The 19,618-nt window shown below is 65.5% G+C and carries 9 protein-coding genes and 1 pseudogene; 6 read left to right on the top strand and 4 right to left on the bottom strand.

All coding sequences use genetic code 11. The features are described from left to right. Nucleotides 1-8 precede the first annotated feature (8 nt). Nucleotides 9-1,376: an SPDY domain-containing protein gene (locus tag ACFPZJ_RS12065; protein WP_381020393.1), complete on the top strand. Its 1,368-nt coding sequence runs from the start codon at nt 9-11 to the stop codon at nt 1,374-1,376. A gap of 361 nt (nt 1,377-1,737) precedes the next feature. On the opposite strand, the gene ACFPZJ_RS12060 is transcribed toward ACFPZJ_RS12065, so the two are convergent. The 3 genes from ACFPZJ_RS12060 to ACFPZJ_RS12050 are packed head-to-tail and all read right to left on the bottom strand — an operon-like array spanning nt 1,738 to nt 7,648. Continuing rightward, entirely contained in the window at nt 1,738-4,815 is a 3,078-nt protein-coding gene (locus ACFPZJ_RS12060; RefSeq protein WP_381020391.1) for a type I restriction endonuclease subunit R, read from the bottom strand. Between the two features lie 3 nt (nt 4,816-4,818). Beyond that, a complete protein-coding gene (locus ACFPZJ_RS12055) occupies nt 4,819-6,105 on the bottom strand; it encodes a restriction endonuclease subunit S (protein ID WP_381020389.1) in 1,287 nt (428 codons plus the stop codon). Next, nucleotides 6,098-7,648: a type I restriction-modification system subunit M gene (locus ACFPZJ_RS12050; RefSeq protein WP_381020388.1), complete on the bottom strand. Its 1,551-nt coding sequence runs from the start codon at nt 7,646-7,648 to the stop codon at nt 6,098-6,100. Before ACFPZJ_RS12050 ends, ACFPZJ_RS12055 begins: the two co-directional genes overlap by 8 nt. Nucleotides 7,649-8,212: 564 nt before the next feature. On the opposite strand from ACFPZJ_RS12050, the gene ACFPZJ_RS12045 reads away from it, so the two are divergent. From ACFPZJ_RS12045 to ACFPZJ_RS12030, 4 genes are all read left to right on the top strand, one after another. Beyond that, nucleotides 8,213-9,448, top strand: coding sequence for a helix-turn-helix transcriptional regulator (locus ACFPZJ_RS12045; protein ID WP_381020386.1), 1,236 nt, complete (start codon nt 8,213-8,215; stop codon nt 9,446-9,448). Between the two features lie 65 nt (nt 9,449-9,513). Then, nucleotides 9,514-10,785: a restriction endonuclease-related protein gene (locus ACFPZJ_RS12040; RefSeq protein ID WP_381020385.1), complete on the top strand. Its 1,272-nt coding sequence runs from the start codon at nt 9,514-9,516 to the stop codon at nt 10,783-10,785. Further along, entirely contained in the window at nt 10,782-14,105 is a 3,324-nt protein-coding gene (locus ACFPZJ_RS12035; protein ID WP_381020383.1) for a hypothetical protein, read from the top strand. The genes ACFPZJ_RS12040 and ACFPZJ_RS12035 overlap by 4 nt, the downstream gene beginning before the upstream one ends. Before the next feature lie 32 nt (nt 14,106-14,137). Continuing rightward, complete coding sequence (locus ACFPZJ_RS12030) at nt 14,138-17,089, top strand: RNaseH domain-containing protein (protein WP_381020381.1); 2,952 nt, start codon at nt 14,138-14,140, stop codon at nt 17,087-17,089. Nucleotides 17,090-17,369: 280 nt separating this feature from the next. Here the strand turns inward: ACFPZJ_RS12030 and ACFPZJ_RS12025 are convergent, their stop codons facing one another. After that, complete coding sequence (locus ACFPZJ_RS12025) at nt 17,370-18,266, bottom strand: DUF5655 domain-containing protein (protein WP_381021282.1); 897 nt, start codon at nt 18,264-18,266, stop codon at nt 17,370-17,372. Nucleotides 18,267-18,797: 531 nt separating this feature from the next. On the opposite strand from ACFPZJ_RS12025, the pseudogene ACFPZJ_RS12020 reads away from it, so the two are divergent. Beyond that, a pseudogene (locus ACFPZJ_RS12020) lies at nt 18,798-19,565 on the top strand (Hachiman antiphage defense system protein HamA); the annotation flags it as partial. Nucleotides 19,566-19,618 lie beyond the last annotated feature (53 nt).

The raw sequence follows: 19,618 nt of genomic DNA, 5'->3' as shown, positions 1-19,618 counted from the left end.
ACCTCAACGTGACTCCCTCCATCGACGCTCACGTCCGCCTCGACACCCACCCCACCCATCCGAGCGCTGTGACCGCTGTCCTGACCGGCAGCCAGGCCCACATCGCTCTCATAGCTCTCGAGGCAGCCGACTGGGCCGTCCTCGCCGACAACGTCCTGGTCCTAGCCCGCATCGACCACGAGGAGCCCTACTGGGCTGAGGACGCAGCCAAGCACCTGTCCGCCGGCGGCATCACCGTCGAAATCACCCCTCGACTCCGGGAGGCCATGGACGAGCAATGGACCTGGGCGAACTATCCGATGCCGTGGTGCACCCGCAGCGAAATCCGCGAGGTCTCCAACCACGCGCAGAAGATCCACGACGCCATCCGCCACGGCCATCTCCTCATCCACGCACACGCCCACGACGGCCACACCACCGTCGCGGTCGGCACGTACCTCGGCCGTGACGGCAAGTCGGTCTACCTCCACGGCGAGGACCACCTGCGCCAGGTCGCCGACACCTTCGACTCACCCGCTCAGGCCCTGCTCGCCTTCGAGAAGGTCCACGGCACCGACATGCGCCCCGGTCCGGCACCCCTGACCGACGCCGAGCGCGCCGCCGTCGAGGCCCGCACCGCCTTGGACCTCGGCGCAGCGAAACCCGGGCCTCACCGCCCGGAGCCGAAGACCGTCCCCGTCTACCTGGCCGATGCAGGCGACCACGACGCCCTCCTCGACTCCTTCCTCGACAGGCACGGCGAGTTCGAGAAGTGGCGGACTTGGTCCGACGAGACAACCCACGCCATCCACGAGTCGCAGACCCTGCGCATCGAGCGCGTCCACGAGACTTCGGCCCACGAGACCGCGTGGACCGTGGCGGCCTACGAGACGCCCGTCTCCGACCGCATGTGGGTCCTCACCGCTACCGGCGCCACCCCCGCCCCGGTGATAGAGGAACTTCTGCATCACCTCGCCGACGGCGACGGCTGGGACACGCCCACCGGCGCCCCGGTGGACGAGAAGATGGTCACTGCGGCCACCCAGCCGCTCTCCGACGCCGGATGGAAGCACACCGTGGACGGGCGATGGATCCGCTGGACATCCCCCGACGGGAACGTGGGCGTCCAGTTCGACGCCTTCACGGCACAACACCCGAATCAGAACCTAGCCACCTGGACCGTCTGGGCCGGCCCCGGACCGGACCGGCCGACCTGGGCCATCACTGCGTCGCCACATACCCCGACTTCGCTGCTGACGGATCTCTCAGAGAACCTCGCCCACGAAACCGGCACCCGCAGCCATCAGGCCACGGGTCGCGCACCAACAAAGGGACTCGCCGTCACATCGCCGACTGCTCTGGCGGTCACGAGCTTTGCAGCCAGCCATAGGCGCTGATCACGGATACGCCTGAAGAGACCACCCGACGACCAAATCTCGCCAACAGACACCCAAGGCCAGCCGATACTGTCGGCCGTCACTCCGCCCCATAAGCTCGCAGAACGGCTCGTGCGCCCGGTCCACGTGCCTCGGCTGCGGAGCTCCACCCGCACGTCGTCCGCCCAGTAATGGCAGAACGCCCTCCTGAGCGCGAAGCCCGAGGCAGGCTCCGGACCCCCAAGAACGGCGAGGGGAGTCTGGCTGCCCTACGGACCCCTGGAGCTGCACTCTGCTTGCGACCAGCGGCAAGCAGAACTGAACACAAGCAGCCCAGGGGATCCGTCAACCACCACAGGTTGCCGAATCCCCTGGGCGTACATCAGTCGACGAGGTAGTGGGCTTCGATGTAGGCGACGGTGGAGCCATACGGTTCCCCCACCGGCTTCAACGCGTACCGGCGGAAGACCGCGGCGGTGGCGCGGCGGACACCTCGGTTGCGGGCCTCGGCGTTGTCCCACGACTGCGCGAGGGTGCGCTTGACCACTTGATCGATCTCCTCGGCCAGGTTCCGCTCTGTGATGGTGAGGCCGGACGGTGCGTGATCGTGAATGATTCGCGACAGGACACCCACGTGGTCGTCGTCCAGCACGACGGCTTCGTCGGGGTGCTTCTCAGCGTTCACGATGGCACGGGCGACTCGGAGTGCTTCGGCCAGGAACTCCAGGGCGTCCTGGGCGTTCTGGATGATCCGGTCCCGCAGCTGCCTGATCCGCTCTGCCAGGGCGGTGTACTTCGCGGACCCCGGTTCGACCCCCCTTTCGAGGGCGTCCTTGATCTGGTCCAGGATCTCCGCCGCAGACGGCGGCTTCTTGTCCTTGCTGTCGTCCTTGTCGGACTTGGGGCGGACGAGGGCCAGCAGTTCCTTGAGGATGGCGATGCCCTGGGCGTCGAGGACGAGGGGTTCCTCCTGGGAAGCGACCACAGAGAAGGAGTGGACGTGGGCATTGATTATCTCCAGGACCATCGGTCCCAGCTCGCCCAGGCGTTCCTTCCTCTCTTCGTCGGAGGATTTCTTGAACAGGGTCGTGTACGCGGACCCGAACAGCCCGAACCCGTCCTGGTACTTGGCGATCCGCTTGTCGGTGTTGATGAGCGGGTACAGGCGGGCCAAGAGCCGGTAGTCCTTGGAGAACGCCTCGGCGGCGACAGGGTCGGCGTTGAGGAAGACGTTAATGGCTCGTACCGACTCGTACCCGTGGACCGTGAGGTCCAGTCCGTCCACGTTCGCAAACAGGTCTTCGATACGGGCGAAGGTGGTGCGGAACTCGGCGACCAGGTCGGTCACGTCGGTGACGAACCCCCCACCCTTGCCAGCGGTCCCCTCCGCGGTGGGGTCGACGACGGCCCGCTGGACCTCCTCGGCCAGGCTGATGTAGTCCACGACCACACCGGAGGTCTTCACGAACCCGGTCGGGGACACCCAGGTGCGGTTCGGCCGGGTGATTGTCTGGAACAGGTTGTGGGCCTTCAGCGGCTTGTCCAGGTAGAGGACGCCCTCGTTGGGGGCGTCGAACCCCGTCATCAGCTTCGCGGTCACCACCAGGAAGCACAACGGATCGTCCGGGGCGAGGAAGCGCCGCTTCTGCTCCTCCTCGTCGACCTCCGAGAGCCGGTAGGGCCGCATGGCGGCGTCCTCGTCCTTGGAGTCCTTGACGTGGATGTTGACCTCGGCGGTGATCCGGTCATGTTTCCCGACCTCGGCGAGCACCTGTGACGCCTCGAAGCCGGCCAACAGCTCGTTGATTTTGTCGGTGTAGGCCACGGCCAGCTCACGGTTGTAGGCGACGACCTGGGCCTTGAGGCCGTTGCGGTAGGCGCCGGCCAGGTAGTGGTCCACGATGTCCTGGCAGACCGTGTGTATCCGTTCGGGGTTGGCGAACACCGAGGTGAGGCGCCCGAACTTGCGGGACAGGGTTTCACGGTCGGGGTCGTCGAGGTCGAATTCGTCGGCGAACTGGTCGAACTCAGCTTGCAGCGCCTGGTCGTTCATCTCGAAGGTGACCGGGTGCGGGTCCAGCATGACCGGGACGGTGGCCTCGTCATGCAGGGATCGGGACACCGAGTATCGGTGCAGCACCCTGCCCGGGTCGGTCTCCTCTCCGAAGAGGGCGAAGGTGTCGGTGGCGAGGTTCCTGATCGGGGTGCCGGTCATGCCGAAGAACTTCGCATGCGGCAACGCTGCACGCATCTGCCCGGCCAGAGACTCCTCCTTGGAGGACTGGGTGCGATGGGCCTCGTCGACCAGCACGATGATGTTGCGGCGGGTCGATAGGTTCTTGCCGGCGTCGGCGAACTTATGGACGGTGGTGGAGATAACGCCGCGTACGTCGTCGGCCAGCAGGGAACGCAGCTTCTTGCTGGTGGCGGGCTGGTGGAAGTAGGCGTCCCCCATCGCGGAGGTGAATACCCCCGAGGTCTGCCGGACGAGGTCGGTGCGGTCCGAGAGCAAGATGATCGTTGGCGAATCGGTGCGAGTGTCGGCCAACAGCAGGGAGGCGGCGAACACCATCAGCAGTGTCTTGCCACTGCCTTGGTGGTGCCAGATCAGGCCCTTCTGGCCGTCGGCCAGGACCCGCTCGTGGATCAGATGTGCGGCTTCCATCTGCGGATAGCGGGGCAGGTACTTCTTGTCCGCGCCGCCCCCGGAGGTGCTGAAGAGGGTGAAGTTGGCGAGCATGTCCAGGACCGTGCCCGGGGTGAGCAGCAGCTCCACAGAGCGTTGCACGTCGGCCTGCCCGGAAAGGGCCTCATCGTCGGCAGTGGACCGGAACGGCTGCCACAAATTCAGGGGTGCACCGGCGGCACCAAATCGCAGCTTCAGCCCGTCGGAGGCGATGGCGAAGAGGTTGGGGGTGAAGAACCATGGGTACTCGGTGGCGTACACCTCGTTGATCTCGCGGGCGGCGCCGGCCCACCCAGACTTCGCGGTCGGTGACTTCACCTCTACGACAACGAGGGGCAGGCCGTTGACCCAGTAGACGAGGTCGAACCGTCGGGGGGTCTTGCCAGGGATGGTTATGGTCACCTCGTCCGACACGACCAGCGTGTTGGCGATTGGATGCTCGAAGTCGACGAGCTTCAGAGCGTGCCACACGCCGTCGGCGTGCCGGAACTCCTTTTGCCCGCGCAGCAGTTTCAGCACCTGTTCGTTGGCCCGCACCAGCCCGCCCTCGACGGCGTTGACCGTGGCGACGATCTCCTCGACCACGGCGTCCACATCGAACCCGTCGATCACCTCAGGGTTAAGTCGGACGATGGCGTCCCGCAGGTGGCTGACAATCACCGTCTGCGTCGTCTCACGCGGCAGCGACCTGCCAGCTGCGAAGTTCCAGCCCATTGGCAAGGACCATTGGATCATCAAGTTCTGAAACTCGCGTTCCCGAATGCCCTTTGCCACGGCTCAGACCTCCAACTCGGCAGACTTGATGTCGATGGTGCGGTCCAGTAGCCCCGCCAGCAGCCCGGCCCGGACTTGACGGAGGCGGGCGGCCTCTGCGCGGGTAGCCGCGACGACCTCGCTCATCGAGTCGAGCTCTGTCGCGATGCGCTCCTGGTCGGCGACGTTCGGGAGACGCACCATCATCTGGACCGCCCGCCTAGACCCGATATGCTTGATGTTGGTTCCGCCAGCGACGTTACGGAATTGCCCGGACTCGTACGCCCATAGGCACCAGTGCTTGACGAACGCCGGAATGCTGACGCCTTGGATGGCGCGATAGCGAAGCAGAGTGTTCTGGAAGCAGACCGGAGCTGGGAGCTCGTCCCGCCACATGGCTGGCATTCCCACTGCGGTCTCGCTCGCGCTCCCCTCGGAGACGAGGACGTCCCCGTACCGGAGCCCAAAGGTCTCACGCTCGCTCGGGTTGAAGTCCATTTCAAGTACGTCGGAGAGGTCGAGGGTTCCATAACCGACGTTGGCAGACCGTAGGTAGGAAGTCATGTACGGGCCGGTGGCGCGTTGAGGTGAGCGCTGGCGTCCCATCGTGATGCTAAATGCCTCGTCCGCGCGGACTTCATCGACTGAACTGTCGGTCATCGAGTCGGCGCGAAGGCGGCGAAGAACGTCTCGAAGCGCATCCGCCTCCATGTCGAGTGCGGTGACCTGGGCGTCCACCGCATCAAGCACTTCGACGATCCGCGCTTGCACCTCGGGGGGTGGGATGGGGAGTTGGATCTGCAAGAGTTGCTCTGGGTTGAGACGCTTGCGCCGTTGAACCGTCCCGCTCACTCGATTCTTCATTTCTGCCCAAAGTCGCGGTGAGCGGCAGACATGCCTCATCCAGTCGGGCATCAGTTCTGGGCCAAGCGTGAACGTCGGGAACTCGTTGCTGACGACGAAACCGTCGAACTCGGCAGGTACTACGGTGATCGGGCCTTCCCAGGCGGTCAGTTTTCGCATCACGACCTGGTCAGCGCGCAGCACGTTCATTGCTGCGTACTCTGTATCTCCGCCGTCGAGTTCGCCTTTAGCGACCATCCCCTTTCCTGCATTTAGGACCCCGGCCAGGCGGTAGGTAGTTGCAGGCTTCATCGGTGTGCGCTGGATGTCGAGGTGCATTACCTCCCCGAGTGAACGAAGCGGATAACCGTCACTTGTCGAAGCCCTCGATCCCTGCGGCGGAACGGCCGCCTTAGGGCGCACAGGAGTTTCCAGATCACCGAGGCTGATCTGCTGCCAGTCACTCATCGAAGCCCTCGATCCCTGCGGCAGAGAGGACCGCGAGCATGCGCTGCTCGGTCTTTTGGCGCTCAGCCCGGGCGATGTTATAGGCGTCGATGAGGGTGCCGAGGTCCTCCTGCTCCGCGGCGGCCTGCTTGATGTAACGGCCGATGTTGAGGTCGAACCCGTTCGCCGCGATCTCTGTGGCGGGGACAAACCGCGCCGAGAGGCCAGCCTCTCCGTCACCGTCGGAGCCCGAGTGATAGGCCGTCACGATGTCGGTGATGTCTGCGGCAGTAAGGAGGTGACGGTTCTTGGCTTTGGTAAACCGTGTGGAGGCGTCGATGAACAGCACGCCGCCCTGCCGCTCCGGGGTCTTGGTGCCCGGGGCACGCAATACCAGGATGCAGGTCGGAATCGTCGTGTTGTAAAAGAGGTTCGACGGCAGCCCGATCACGGCTTCCAAGAGGTCGTCGTCCAGGACGCGCCGGCGGATAGCTGCCTCCTGACCACCTCGGAAGAGGACGCCGTGCGGCAGGACGACGCCGGCACGGCCCTTCTTCGGATCCATGCTGGCGATCATGTGCTGCACGAATGCCCAGTCCGCCGACGACTGTGGGGCGACCCCACCGATGGCGCGCGGGTCGTTGGTCCAGGGCTTCCACTTCAGGCTGTAGGGCGGATTGGCGACAATCACGTCGAATTGCTTGACGGACCCGTCCGGCTTCTTGAAGCGCGGGTCCCTCAGGGTGTCGCCGACCTCGACCTTGAATTCAGTCAGGTTGTGCATGAAAAGGTTCATGCGGGCCACACCTGCGGTATCCGTTACCGCCTCTTGCCCGTTCAGGCTCAGTGTGTAGCCCCGCCCGCCGTGGGTCTTCAGGAAGTTCGCGGCGGCAATGAGCATGCCACCAGACCCGCAGGTCGGGTCGTACACCGACTCATGGTTCTTGGGGTCCAGCAGCTCGATGATCAGCTCGACGACCTCACGCGGGGTGAAGAACTGGCCGGCGCGGGTGCCTGACCCGTCGGAGAAGCGCTTGAGCAGGTACTCGTACGCTCCACCTAGCACGTCGTGGGACATGTTGCCCTCGTGCATCTTGGGGGTGCGGTCCATCGCCCGCATGACCGACGCCAGCACCTCCCCTGGCAGCACCGTTTCGGAGGTCCAGGTCATGGACCCGAACAGACGGGAGAACTTGTCAGGGTTGGCCGACTCGATGGCCTGGAGGGAAGCGCGAACCCGCTGGCCGAGGCCGTGCTGGGCGACGGTGGCGAGGATGGATGACCAAGAGGCGCGGCGCTCGGCGACGGTACCAGGGAAGATGAAGGGGATCTTGAACGTCTGGTAGTTGCTGTACTCGACCTCGTCGGCTTCCTCGGCTGAGAGGTCGAGGTCCTCGTTCTCCTTGAGGAAGATCTGGTGGGTGTGCTCCCAGGTATCCGACAGGTACTTCCAGAACATCAGAGGGAAGACGACCGAGGAGTACTGCGCTTCGGGCATCGCCACGCGCAGCTCGTCGGCGGCGTCCCACAACCGGTTCTCGATCTCCTGCTGGGTCACTACCATCAGTCGGGGGTGTCCTTGCTCGTCTAAAGGTGGCGACCCGAGGGTCGTGGTGTTCCTATCAGTCAGCCCAGTACGGGGATGCCCGGCGCGCATCCACCGGACACGCCGCCGAGTGGACATGCGCGGGGCGTCGCATCCCTGTGCGGACGACCCGCCAACGATATCCCTCCCCAGGACCACGAAGGACGGCAATCGCGCCCAGCAGGAGACGCTCCGAGACTGACGGAGACGGCGCCACAGCGACGCCGTGGGCTGGCCGCCCTATGGCGCGTGCTCGTCGGCGACCGCCCCTTCTGCGACGTCTGGCGCGCCCGCCCTCGTGATCGACAGGTCACGCCTTCGATCGCGCGCCCGGCAGGTGCATGACTCGGCCCCGATGTGCTCCTGGAGGACGGCGCTATCTACGCCCTCATCACCGACGACTCGATCCCGGGACACGATCACGACGGGCTCTGGGCTTCAGGCACGCCCCCCCCCCGCACTCGCTTGAAATCCCCTCCACGCTGACAGGCACCCGGCGCCTCATCAGTTGCCATGAAGTCTTCACTGAGGTTCCCTACGAGTATGCCGAGGCATCTGCTAGCCGTTGAGCACACCAAGATCAGGGCGCTGCGCGAGCAGGCTGGACTCACTCCGCAGGAGCTTGCTGATCGCGTGGGGGTCACGTACCGCGTGGTCGTGTACTGGGAGGAGGGCAGGTATGCGCCTGAAGCCAGGAACGTGCGGCGGCTCGCCGATGCTCTGGGCTGCGCCACCGCCGACCTCACCGGTACGCCCAGCGGGTCCGAGACGCTGGTTGATCTCCGATATGCCGCTGGTCTCACCGCGGAGGAGGTCGCCACTCGTCTTCGCGCGACTGCCGTCGGCCGTGATCTGTTCGTGGACGCGCACAAAGTCCGCAGCCTGGAGCGGGGCCGTCAGGTGTCCGGCTGGAACTGGAGGAAGCCGGGACACACGGGCCGACTCGTGCAGCAGATTGCCGCCGTGTACGAGGTGCCGGTCCGGATGGTGGTCGACGCCTGGATGCGTACGCGGCCGTCTGATGAGCCCCCGCAGCTGCCCGAGCGGGAGCGGAACGGTCCGCCGGCGTCAGCGGTCGAGGGCTGGGAGGGGCTGAATGAACGGCAGCGGGTCTATCTGGGGGAAATCCTGCGCGATGACCAGATGACTGAAACTGAGATGTGGATGCGCCGGCAGAACCAGGCCGGCGTTCCGCCGGCCAAGCAGTGGCGGAAGTTGCCGTTCGCTCTCGACGCACCCACCGAAGTAGTCGGCCACACGCGCCTTCAGCAGCGCCTGCGGAGCGCTGGCGTCCACGATCAAGGGGCCGGGGCCACCCTCCACTCCCTGGAGCGGCTGGGACTGATCAAAGTGACCAAGGACCGCGTAGACGTTCCAGGGGTCGGCGAGGCGGACCGGACCCTCGTGGAGATTACGCGCCGCGGCCGTGCCTGCGCCCGCGCCGGGCGGGGAGAGCCCGCAGAGTCGGCGCCTCCCGCGCACCTGCTGTCCGAATGGCTGTGGGGCGTTCTGCTGCGTGTCGCCGCGGCCGGCCCGGAAGGTCTCCACGAGAGCGAGCTGACGGGCAAGTCCCTGTTCTACTTGGCTGTCGGCTATCGGCCGAAGCGCCAGGCGCATCCCAGCAGAGGCTTCATCGAACTACGTCCCCGGATGGCACCGGGCGATACGCACGTCCTCGAGTACCGGTGGCACACCACCGCTCTCGGGCAGCAGCACATTGCCTCCTACCTGCACGTCTACACGGAGATGTACCCAGCTGCGGCGTCTCCAGCACAATGATCATTTAGGGCCGTCCGAGGCCGTTCCGGGGGGATTGTCAGACCCGTGCTCTACCGTCGTCTCCCGTGACGACCCATGTCGATGATGACGGCCTGACGTTCTCGCATTTCGAGGCGTTCCGCCTGATCAACTTCACCTTCATCAAAGCCTGTCAGACGATCAATGCCCCGGACCTGAGCCCGAGGGACCGGGCCGAAAAGCTGATGCGGTACCACGGGGACTTGCTCGCCGCGTACGGCCCCGGAGTGCCGCTGTCGTTCGGCGAGTTCCGTCGAAGGCTGCGCGGTCCCATCGACGGCCTGCTCCCGCCGTGGCTGGACCGGTCCGGCTTCGGCGATCTCGACTTTCCCGTTGTCGACGCCGAGGGCTGCGTCACCGGGAACGCCTTCGATCTGCAGTGGGAGACCTCCCAGTTGCACCGGATTTTGAAGCGGCTTCGGCGGATCGGCCGGATGCGGTTCACCGAGGAGCAGCTTCAGGACGAGATCGACCAGGATCAGATGTACGAGATCCTCAAAGGTCGCGGTGACGCCCAGTACGTCAAGGACCGCACCACGCTGGTGGAATGCCCGGCCGGCACGGCCGCGGAGCTGAACAAGCGCGGCCTGCCCCTCAACGCGATCGGCTTCTACGAGCCGATCCCCTACCACGCCGTCTACCGCACCTGGTGGTTCCCCTGCACGGTGTGCAAGTGGCCCATGAAGATCAGCAAGCGGATGAGTGCGGGCCGCGAGTACTACCGCGTCGCCTGCCTCTATGGCCGTCACGCCGATACCGGTGCCAGCTTCATGTTCCGTCCCACGTCCGGAGACGCGCCGCAGCTGCATCCGGACAGCCCCGACACCCCGGCTCCGCACGAGGCAGCTCTCGCGCTGGGCACCAGCGGTGCCGTGCCGGAGGCGAAGCCGGTTGAGGGGCATCTGGCCCTCAAGCGCGGCGTGTGGCGCTACACCTGCGTGCCCGGCCTGCACGAGCTGCGTTTGCACACCGTTCTGCGGGAGCGGCTGGCCACCGCGCTGGCAGATGTGGACGAGGCCGTCAGGCTCTGGCCGATGAGCGATGCCTACGACCATCGCATCGAGGTCAAGGGCCCTGACGGGAGAACGCACGTCTTCACCGTGGATGTGAAGGACTACACCCACGGCCGTGTCCTGGCCGAGAGCCTGCACCGCAACGAAGGTGACAAGGGCGGCGCCGAATGGCTCGTCGTTCCTGACCACCGGGCCGACCAGATCCCCCTGCTGACCGTGACCTGCCACAAGTACGGAATGAAGGCCGCGACCATGACCGACTTCGCCAAGATGGTCTGCCAGAGCGCCGGGGTGGTGTGGGCATGAGCCAGATGACCGTCAGGGACGCCTTCGTCCGCGCCGCGCTTGCCCTGGCCGCACACTACTTCCCGCAGCAGGACGATGACGGCAAGCCGCTGGCCTCCTTCCGCCACGCGGCGTTCTTCGCCAGCTGCAAACCGCAGGCATGGGAGAGATGGAATGAGCTGGGCAGTGAGGAACGACTGCTCGTGGCCGAGGTGATGAAGCTCAGCAACCCCGACCTCGCCGACGAGAAGCGGTTCGCCTCCGCCGCGCGGATCCTCCTGGGCGCCATGGACAGCGCCGACGAGGAGGACGAGGAGACCACCCTCCAGCTGTTCACCCTGGCCGGTGATCCTCTCACCGCCACCGCGGCCTACCCCCTGCTGGGAGGGGACTACCTCGGCTACGCCAAGAGCCTTCTCGCGCCCTACCGGCGGCCGAGCAGCCGGCGCAAGCCCCACGAGTTCGCAGCGCCGGGCCAGACGTACGAGACGAGTGAGCGCACCGAGGGCAACGAGATCGTCCACGGGCGCGTGACCATCCCCCGCTTTCCCGCTTTCACCCAGCCTCTCGGCCACGACACGCTGCCCGCCCTCACCACCCGGCCCAACGTCGACACGGTCCCGGTCTACGTCCAAGATCTCAAGGACATCGCACAGCTCCTGGACACCCAGTACGAGGACACAGAGGCTGGCCCCTGGTTGCACAAGGTGCTGACGGGCCTGCTCGACCGGGTCAAGGCCCGTGACACCGACACCGTCGATGTGCTGGAGCTCCTGGCCGGTTGCACCCAGATCTTCCACGCGCCCACCGGAACCGGTAAGTCCGTGCTGGTCCGTCTCCTGGGCTCGTGGGCCGCGCTCAACGACTACCGCATCACCCTGCTCGTCCCTGATGTGAAGGCCACGCTCGCCTCCGTCTGGGACATCAGCCGCGACCTCGAGATCCTGCACGAGGCGGGCAAGACCGAGCACCTGGCGACGTGCTCTCCGCTAATGTCGCCGTCTTCACGGCACGAGCGGGCCCTCAAGCACGCGGCCCTCGTCAAGGAGGACCCCGACGCCCCCGGGGAATGGGGCAAGCGAGGCCGCCGTGACGTCGACCACCTCGCCTATGGATGCGCACAGCAGCACTGGCTCGACTCCGCCGGCATCTACCGCCCCGGCAAGGAGAACTGCCTGAGCCTGCGCGGCGGCGGAGAAATGCTGGCCTGCCCCTGGATCCCGACCTGCGGCAAGTTCGCCCCTGCTTACCAGGCCGCTGACGCCACGGTGATCGTCACCAACCACCACAACTTCATCCAGGGCACCATGCGGGTGGGCATCCAGATCGACGGCCGCCCGGTCCGGTCCGTCACCGTCCGCGAGTTCGTGCTCCGCGCCAGCGATTTCGTCATCATCGACGAGATCGACGCCTTCCAGGCCGTCGCCGTCGACCGCTGCGCCACCACGGTCGACCTGCACTCCCGACGCCCGTGGACCGCAGAACCGCAGGTCCTGGACACCGCGGCCAAGCACCTTCCTCTGCGCTTCGAGGACCAACTCATCGAACCGGTCAGCCACGTCCGGCTCATGGCCGAGTCCCTGCTGACCGGCCTGTGCACCAAGGCATTCCGCCTCAACCACCACGACGACGCCCGAGTCCCGCGGCTGAGGCACGAATACGACTACGAGGGCTGGCGCCTGCCACGCTCCAAGGACCGAGAGCTCATCAGCCTCCTGTTCCCCGAATACCAGGTCAGCGACGGCCAGCCGCTTCCCGCCGAGGCCATCCACCGGCTCAACGCCCTGGTACCAGCGCCCGACCTCGGCGAAGACGACGAGACGGCTCCTACACCCATGCTCATGGACCCCGAGTGGGAACGAGTGAGCAGCGTCCTCGGGGCCGTCGTGTCGCCGCGCGGCATCAACCAGCGCGACGCGCTCAAACTCAGGCTCCACGAGGCCCTCGCCCCGATGATCAGCGACGGCCGCACACGCAACCGGGCCATCGACCACCTCCTCATCCGCACGCTGATGAGCGAACTGGACGTGTCGCTCGCCGTTCTGCGCGACACCGCCCAGTCCCTGCGCCACTCCGGGCTGCTCAGCGCCAACCGCATCATCGACTCGATGCGCTCCGGCGGCATCGCCGACGTACTTCCGCACGGAACAATCGGCAGGCCGATCAACGGCTACCGGGTCACCGGCATGAAGAACCCGGAGAAGGACGCCAAGCTCTCCACGCAGCACATGGCCGGCGACCCGCACACCTACGTGTCGGAACTCGGCGGACTCGTCTCACTGATCACCGCCGGCGTGGAGCGGCCCATCTTCGGGCTCTCCGCCACGGCCTACTTTCCCCAGGCGGTCAAGGAACACGTCCACGCCCCCGTGATGTGGTGGATGACCGACGCCCAGGAAGAATCCATCCTGGTCGAGTCCTCGGCCGTCACCTACGGCAACGGCCACCGAAAGGCCGGAGAACGCATCCCGATCGCCGGCCAGTTCCCCTCCGACAAGCCCGAAGCCCTGCGCGAAATCGGTGAACGCCTGTACGAGACAAAGCTGTCGAGGAAACTCACACGCCTGGCCAAATCGGAATCGACCCGCACCCGCGCCCGCGTGATCCTCACCGCCAACAGCTACGAACAGTGCGGCCACATCGCCACCGGCATCGCCAAGGCGAAAGGGCTCTCCCACCGCGTGTGCGTCCTCGTCCGGGAAGAAGACCGCCTCAGCAACGTCCGCTACCTCCCCGACCCGTCACTGGTCCGCCGCATCACCGTCGAAGAGGTCGAGGAATTCCCCCAATTCGGCGACATCCTGATCGCCCCACTGGCTAACATCGCCAGAGGACTCAACATCGTCGTCAATCTCCGCTCAGCCATCCACTCCATCTACCTGTGCGTGAGGCCCCCGCTGATCATCGACGACCCCACCTGGATGTACGGCAGTGTCAACGCCGCAGGCATCAACTCGTTGCCCGCATCCGGTGCGTCGGATCCCGTCCAGGCTCTGCAGACGGCTCGCACCGCAGCACGCGACCACTTGGCCACCATTCTGCGTTCCTCCCCGCAGCTGTCGACCATGGACCTCGTCCTCCAGGAACAGATGGTCGCCGGAATGCTGGTGTCCCTCATCCAACTCGCCGGCCGAGCACGACGCGGCGGTACCAACATGGAACTGCACTTCGTGGACTACGCCTTCCACGACGAGACCTGGAGCTCTGACCTGGCCAGCATCATCGAACGCATGGCCTCCCGGTGGCTGCCGGAAGAACGCCAGCAGATGGCCGAACTGTACGGGGAGGCGGTCAACGCCTTCCTGTCCTACGCCGGCGTCGACCTCGCCCTCTCCGCATAGCCCAGCGCTTTTTCCCGAAAGAGATCACAGCATTGAGCGACACCACCACTCTCCCGAGCACCCTCACCCTGCGTTGCACCCCCGAACTCGTCCAGGGCCAGAAGGTGTACGTACGGCTCTTCCCGCGCAGTGTGCGCGATGAATGGGAGAAGCTGAAAGGCGGCGGAGACGACGAGCAGAAGAGCCAGCAGCATCCGGACGAGAAGAAGAATCTGCCGTATTCAACCGCCCTGACCTACCTGAAGTTCAAGACCGGCGGGTACGTCCACCTCGACCGGTACCTCAACTTCCTGGTGTCACTGGAGAAGATCGACGACGAGACCCTGCGCCACGTCTTCCGGTGCGTCGTCGGCTACAGCAAGGGGCTGAACACCGACCAGGCCGTCCTCCTCGACGTACCGCCGGTGGCCGAAGCCATCGCGAACACGCCCGAGCAGGAGTTCGAGATGACGCGCTTCCTCAAGCCGGTGTCCGGCAGGCAGCCGAAGTGTCCCGACTGGATGTACGTGGCCGTGCCCTGGGTGATCTCCAAGAAGCTCGCCCAGGAGAAGTTCACCATCTACGACCTCGTCCCGATCACTGAGAAGGTCGCTGCGAAGGAGAAGGACGGCTCCCCCAAGCTCGACGCCAACGGCGAACAGGTCTACAAGAATCGCACGATCGGCTGGAAAGCCAACCCAAACAAAAGGGAAGTCACCTACCTTCCCGACAGCCGGGGCGGCCTCATCGCCTGGGATCACCCTTTCGGACGCAAGTACAACCTCCGTGACGACGCAACCGAGGTCAACGAGGCCACCAAGGCCCAGTACGCGATGTCCCGGCTCTCGGTGGTCATGAAGACCGAGCCCAACGTCATTCACCCGGTCATCTTCCTGGACGCACATGTCACCCGCGTCCACAGCAACATGGTCTACGCGAAGTCCACGCACATCTACCAGGGCAGCGACGGCCTTCCCATCCTGCACACCGAGCTAGTACGCAACGGCAACGTCCGCGCCGTCAACCAGCGCGCCCTGGAACTGCTCGCACGCGACGAGATGGACATCAGCGTCCTGCAAGCCCTGCAGGCACGCGTCACCGAAGAGCGGGACCTGCTGGAAAGGGCCGCCGAGAAGGGGGAATTCCCCTCGTTCATCACCCCTGACGCCGGCGTCATCCGCCCGCTCATGCCGCAGAACGACAACTTCGCTGTCGGCACGGGACCTGGCACCCTCCACCTGCGGCTCCTGGCCGAACACGTCTCCAAAGTGCTGGGCGAGAAGGCCACCTGGGTCGACTTCACGGTGGAACCGATGACCTTCGAGCCGCGCCCCACGGACAAACAGAAGATGGCCCCGCAGGAGCGTGCAAGCCGTATCGAGGCCGGCGAACTCCTCCACAGCATTGGCTTTCCCCCACCCGAAGAGATCACGGCTTCCGTGAAGGCACAGGGTTTCGAGCACCTGCGGATCGTATGCCTGTGGTACCGCTGGAACACCCGCCTTCGCATGATCAACGCGCTGTCCCTGGCCTTCCCGGACGGCCCGCCCATCGGCGATCCCTCGCCGGGCGAGGAGGTCTTCCTCGCTCCCGGCATCAGCGTGGTGTTCCGCCAGGCCGAGCGCTTCCTGTCACACGGCGACGCCATCAACCGGACCGTGGAGTTCAAATCCCTCGAAGACGACTTCGCCGACAGCGAGCCGCAGGTAATGGTCGGCGCCTGGTGCGAGACCGAGATCCCGGCCCTGAAGAAGAAGGACGGAGAGAAGCGAAACGCCTTCCTGCTGCGCAAGGAGCGCTATGACGGAAAGTTCCAAGTCCGCCGCTTCCTGGCCAAGAAGGGCTTCGTCTGTCAGTTCACCACGGGAATGGAACCGGGATCCTTCGGAAACCCCGCAACAGAAATCAGTCCTCCGAAGCCGGGGAAAGACCACGCCGCTTACATGGCGCTCCTCGACCTGTACCGCTCACTTGGGATCATCGACCAGCGCCTCGCGCGGGCCATCGCGAAGGACCGGAAGGGACGCGAGGCGGGGAAACTCGTCTACTGCGGGATCCACGCCCGCCGGCAAGCCAAGACCGCCGACGGCAAGCACACCAAACGCATCATCGTTGCCACCGCCCTGTTCCCGCCAAAGGAGGAGGGCGACGCCTGGACGATGCGAGCATGGACGCCGCAAATCGGGGCCTGGGTGCCCTACCGGAAGGCAATCGCCGCCTTCCACGCCAGTGACTACACACTCCACGTCGACGGCAAAGGCGAGACGGACAAGGAACGCTGGGCGGAAGCAGCAGCACACGTCGAAGATGCCCTCTCCAGCCTCGTCCGCGACGAGCTGGAACCCGACATGGGCTATGTCGTCATGGTCGACGGGCACGCCTGCCGACGGATGTGGACGGGCCTCCACAACGAGAATCAGAGCTATCAGGAAGAGGACATCACCGATCCGCGCACCTGGCTGCCGGGGTACGGCAAAGGCAGGAACGCACCGCGCAAGAAGCCGAGCGCGGTCATCCGGATGAACGTCGCGGCGGACGAGGTGCCCCAATACGTTCCCGTCCCTCGCGAGAGCGATCCGGACACCGAAAAGGAATCCATCCTGTTCACGTCGGCCAAACTACACCGTGCCGAGGTGGACTTCGGGAATCCCTTCTGGATCCTGTTCAACATCCCGCGCAACTATCAAGCCAAGGGCGGAGACCTGGGCAAGTCCATCACTCGCTGGGATGCCAATCCGGGCAAGGGCGGGGAGGAGGGGGAGCGGGAAACGAATGAGCTTAAGGCTCCGTGGTGGGCCGTCACAGCGACCGAGATCTACCCCGTCGGTGTAGCCGATGGGGTCGACCGGACGATGCTCGCACGGGCGACCGCGCGCTTGTGTCACCAGACCATCGCTTGGTCCGACCGCTCCCGCTACCCCGTCCCCTTGCACGCAGCCAAAACAGCTCGACCTCGACCACCCTCAGTACCGGCGGTCGGCGCCGCCCGAGGAACAGGGAGATGACGCAGCCGACGAGTAGCCCATGGGCGCGTCACTGGGACGATGCCAGAAGGAAAGGCCGGCCCGCCTCCTGGGCCGGCCGATGGCGGTTAGCGGTCTCGTATCCAAGCGCACCGTGTGAGCGTGGGGCAGCGCAACATAGCGCGGGGTCGCCGGTTAGCCAAACCGGCGACCCCGCGCATCATTGGTGGTCCACCGCCACGTTCTGTCCCCGCGTCCAAAGGCATCACCTGACGAGTCCGACCGCGCACACGAGCAGGCACGACCGAGGAAACCGCCGCGATCACGCCGCCGCGTAGCTCGCCAGGAACAGATCTTGCGCCCGCTCCACATCCCTCGGCGTACGCAACTGCACCTCCAGATCACCCGTCCCGTGGTGACCGAGACCGGAGACATCCCGGGTGAATCCCGGGACAAGGTCGACGTCCTTCGGGTTCGCCTTCAGGTAGACCAGCAGCTTGCTCCGCTGCGGCGGACAGAGGCAGGCGAAGTTCCGCAGCCGCTGGTACGCCCGGTACGTCTTGCGATCGACGCGGTTCACACCGTCCCCGAGCCCGAGCAGTGCCTCATCGACCGCGCTCGCTAGCTCAACCATCGACGCGTCCTGGACGCCGGCTGTCGCCCGGGCAACCGCCTGGCGGCGGACTCGGCGTGCCCCCTGTACGCCGCCGCTCCCGGACGCTACGGTCTCAAGCCCGAGCAGGTCGCTCCCGAAGAATCGGTAGCGAACCAGGTCGATCGACCGCCGGTGCTCGTGCACGGCGTGCACGTCGTAACGCGTGAAGTCGCCAGCGATACAGATCAGGCGAGGGCTGCTCCACAGGACCTGGGACGCGGCCCTCATCCCGAGCCGGTCGCGGACCAGGTGCTCGAACTCGGCACGGTGGTCCAGCAGCCACGCCAGGTAAAACAGGCCCTGGTTGATGACGCCGGCGTCGACGCCGCGCTTGTACTCGACGATGACCGGCGATCCGTTCTCGTCCAGCCCGAGCGAATCGATCCGGCCCTTGTGGACCGGCCCGGTGCCGTACTCGCTCGCCAGGAATCGGACGCCTAGCAGCGTCTCCATGTGCGCCTCGACGAGACCCTGCACATCTGCCTCGACCTCAGCAAGACGCGGCATGACCTCGCTCACTCCGCATTGCGATGCATCCGTCCGGAACAACTTCAAGCCGACCACCCCTGTTATCGCATAGGAGATCGACAACGTCGGGCAGGCAGGGATTTGTTTCCGCAACCGGCGCGAGTCACGTGAAGAGCGTGTGCCGGAGGCCCGATCGACTGGTTCAGCTGCCCCGGCGCGCAGCAGGCAGGCCGGTGGTGCCCGTGACTCGTCGGCGTCCAGCACGAAGCCAGCACGGTACGGGTGATGTGGGGTGATGACAGGTGACGATAGGTCAGAAATCCAGCACCTATCCAGCACGGTAAAAATCAAGGGGCCTGACCCCGAAGAGCCAGACCTCAATTGACCTGCATGTTTGCCAGATCAGCGAAGTGGTGCTAAATCACCCGCTAGACGTTGAAGCGGAACGTTTAAGACCGCGATGCCACGAAGCCGACTTGCCTTCCTGGCCGCTGACGTGACGGTGAGCGCCCTGCCTTCCGTCTGACACGGATCGTGGTTCGCGCACTCCTGGGGTCGAGGCAGGCATCGGACTCCTGCTTCCAGCTGCGCATAAGCGGGTCTCGCGCTCGAGTGGCATACGTGACAATGAGGACGGAGGGAGAACCAGCGAGTTCGGGGGTACGTATGTTCGGCAAGTGGCTGGAGCAGGAGCCAGTGGAGCAGCCAGAGGGCGAGCTGCACTATGAGGCCCTCGTCGAGTCTGGAGAACTCGATGACGAGGAGCTGATGGACCAGCTCGGCCGCGATGTGGCCCGCAACTATCTCGCTCCCAGCGAGCTCGCACTCGTGTTCGACGACTTGGGGTCCCCGGAGGTCGCAGCCTACCTGCGCGCCAACAAGTTCCCCACTCGAGTCGCGGTGCGGCACGGTGACTTCGGAGAGATCGTCACCGCTGCCCTCTACCGGAGGGTGCGCCGCTGGTGCGTGCCGATTCTCAAGCTCCGCTACAAGCAGACCCCGAACCAGGCCGTACAAGGCACGGACGTACTCGCCTTCCGCTTCCGCCAGACGCCGCCGGTGATCGCCGTGCCCGAGGTGAAGACCCGCGCCACACGCAAACGGGACCTGGGGAAGGAGGCGTACGACAGCCTGGAGAAGGTCCTCGTCCGCCTGGACGAGAGCATTCATTTCGCGATGGTTCGCTGCGCCGAGCGCGACCACCAGTTCCTGGTACGCCATCTCGCCAGCCTGCTGCGCCGCCCCAAGGAACGCGTGGTGGAGCGGCACATGGTCTTTGTACACGATGCCCAGGCATGGAAGGACGACGTCGTCGACCTCCTAGCGGGCATGGTGACCCAGCCCACCGAACTGACGGTCGTCAAGATCCGCGGACTGCAGGCGTTCGTCGCCCGAGTCTTCGAAGCCGCCGAAACCGGCGCCGGCCCCCGCCGTACCGAGACCAGCGA

Source organism: Streptomyces bullii, from assembly GCF_042657145.1.
In the GTDB taxonomy this organism is placed as follows: Bacteria; Actinomycetota; Actinomycetes; order Streptomycetales; family Streptomycetaceae; genus Streptomyces; species Streptomyces bullii.
The sequence above is the reverse complement of the archived record's forward strand: the minus strand, read 5'-3'. Positions and strand labels throughout refer to the sequence as shown.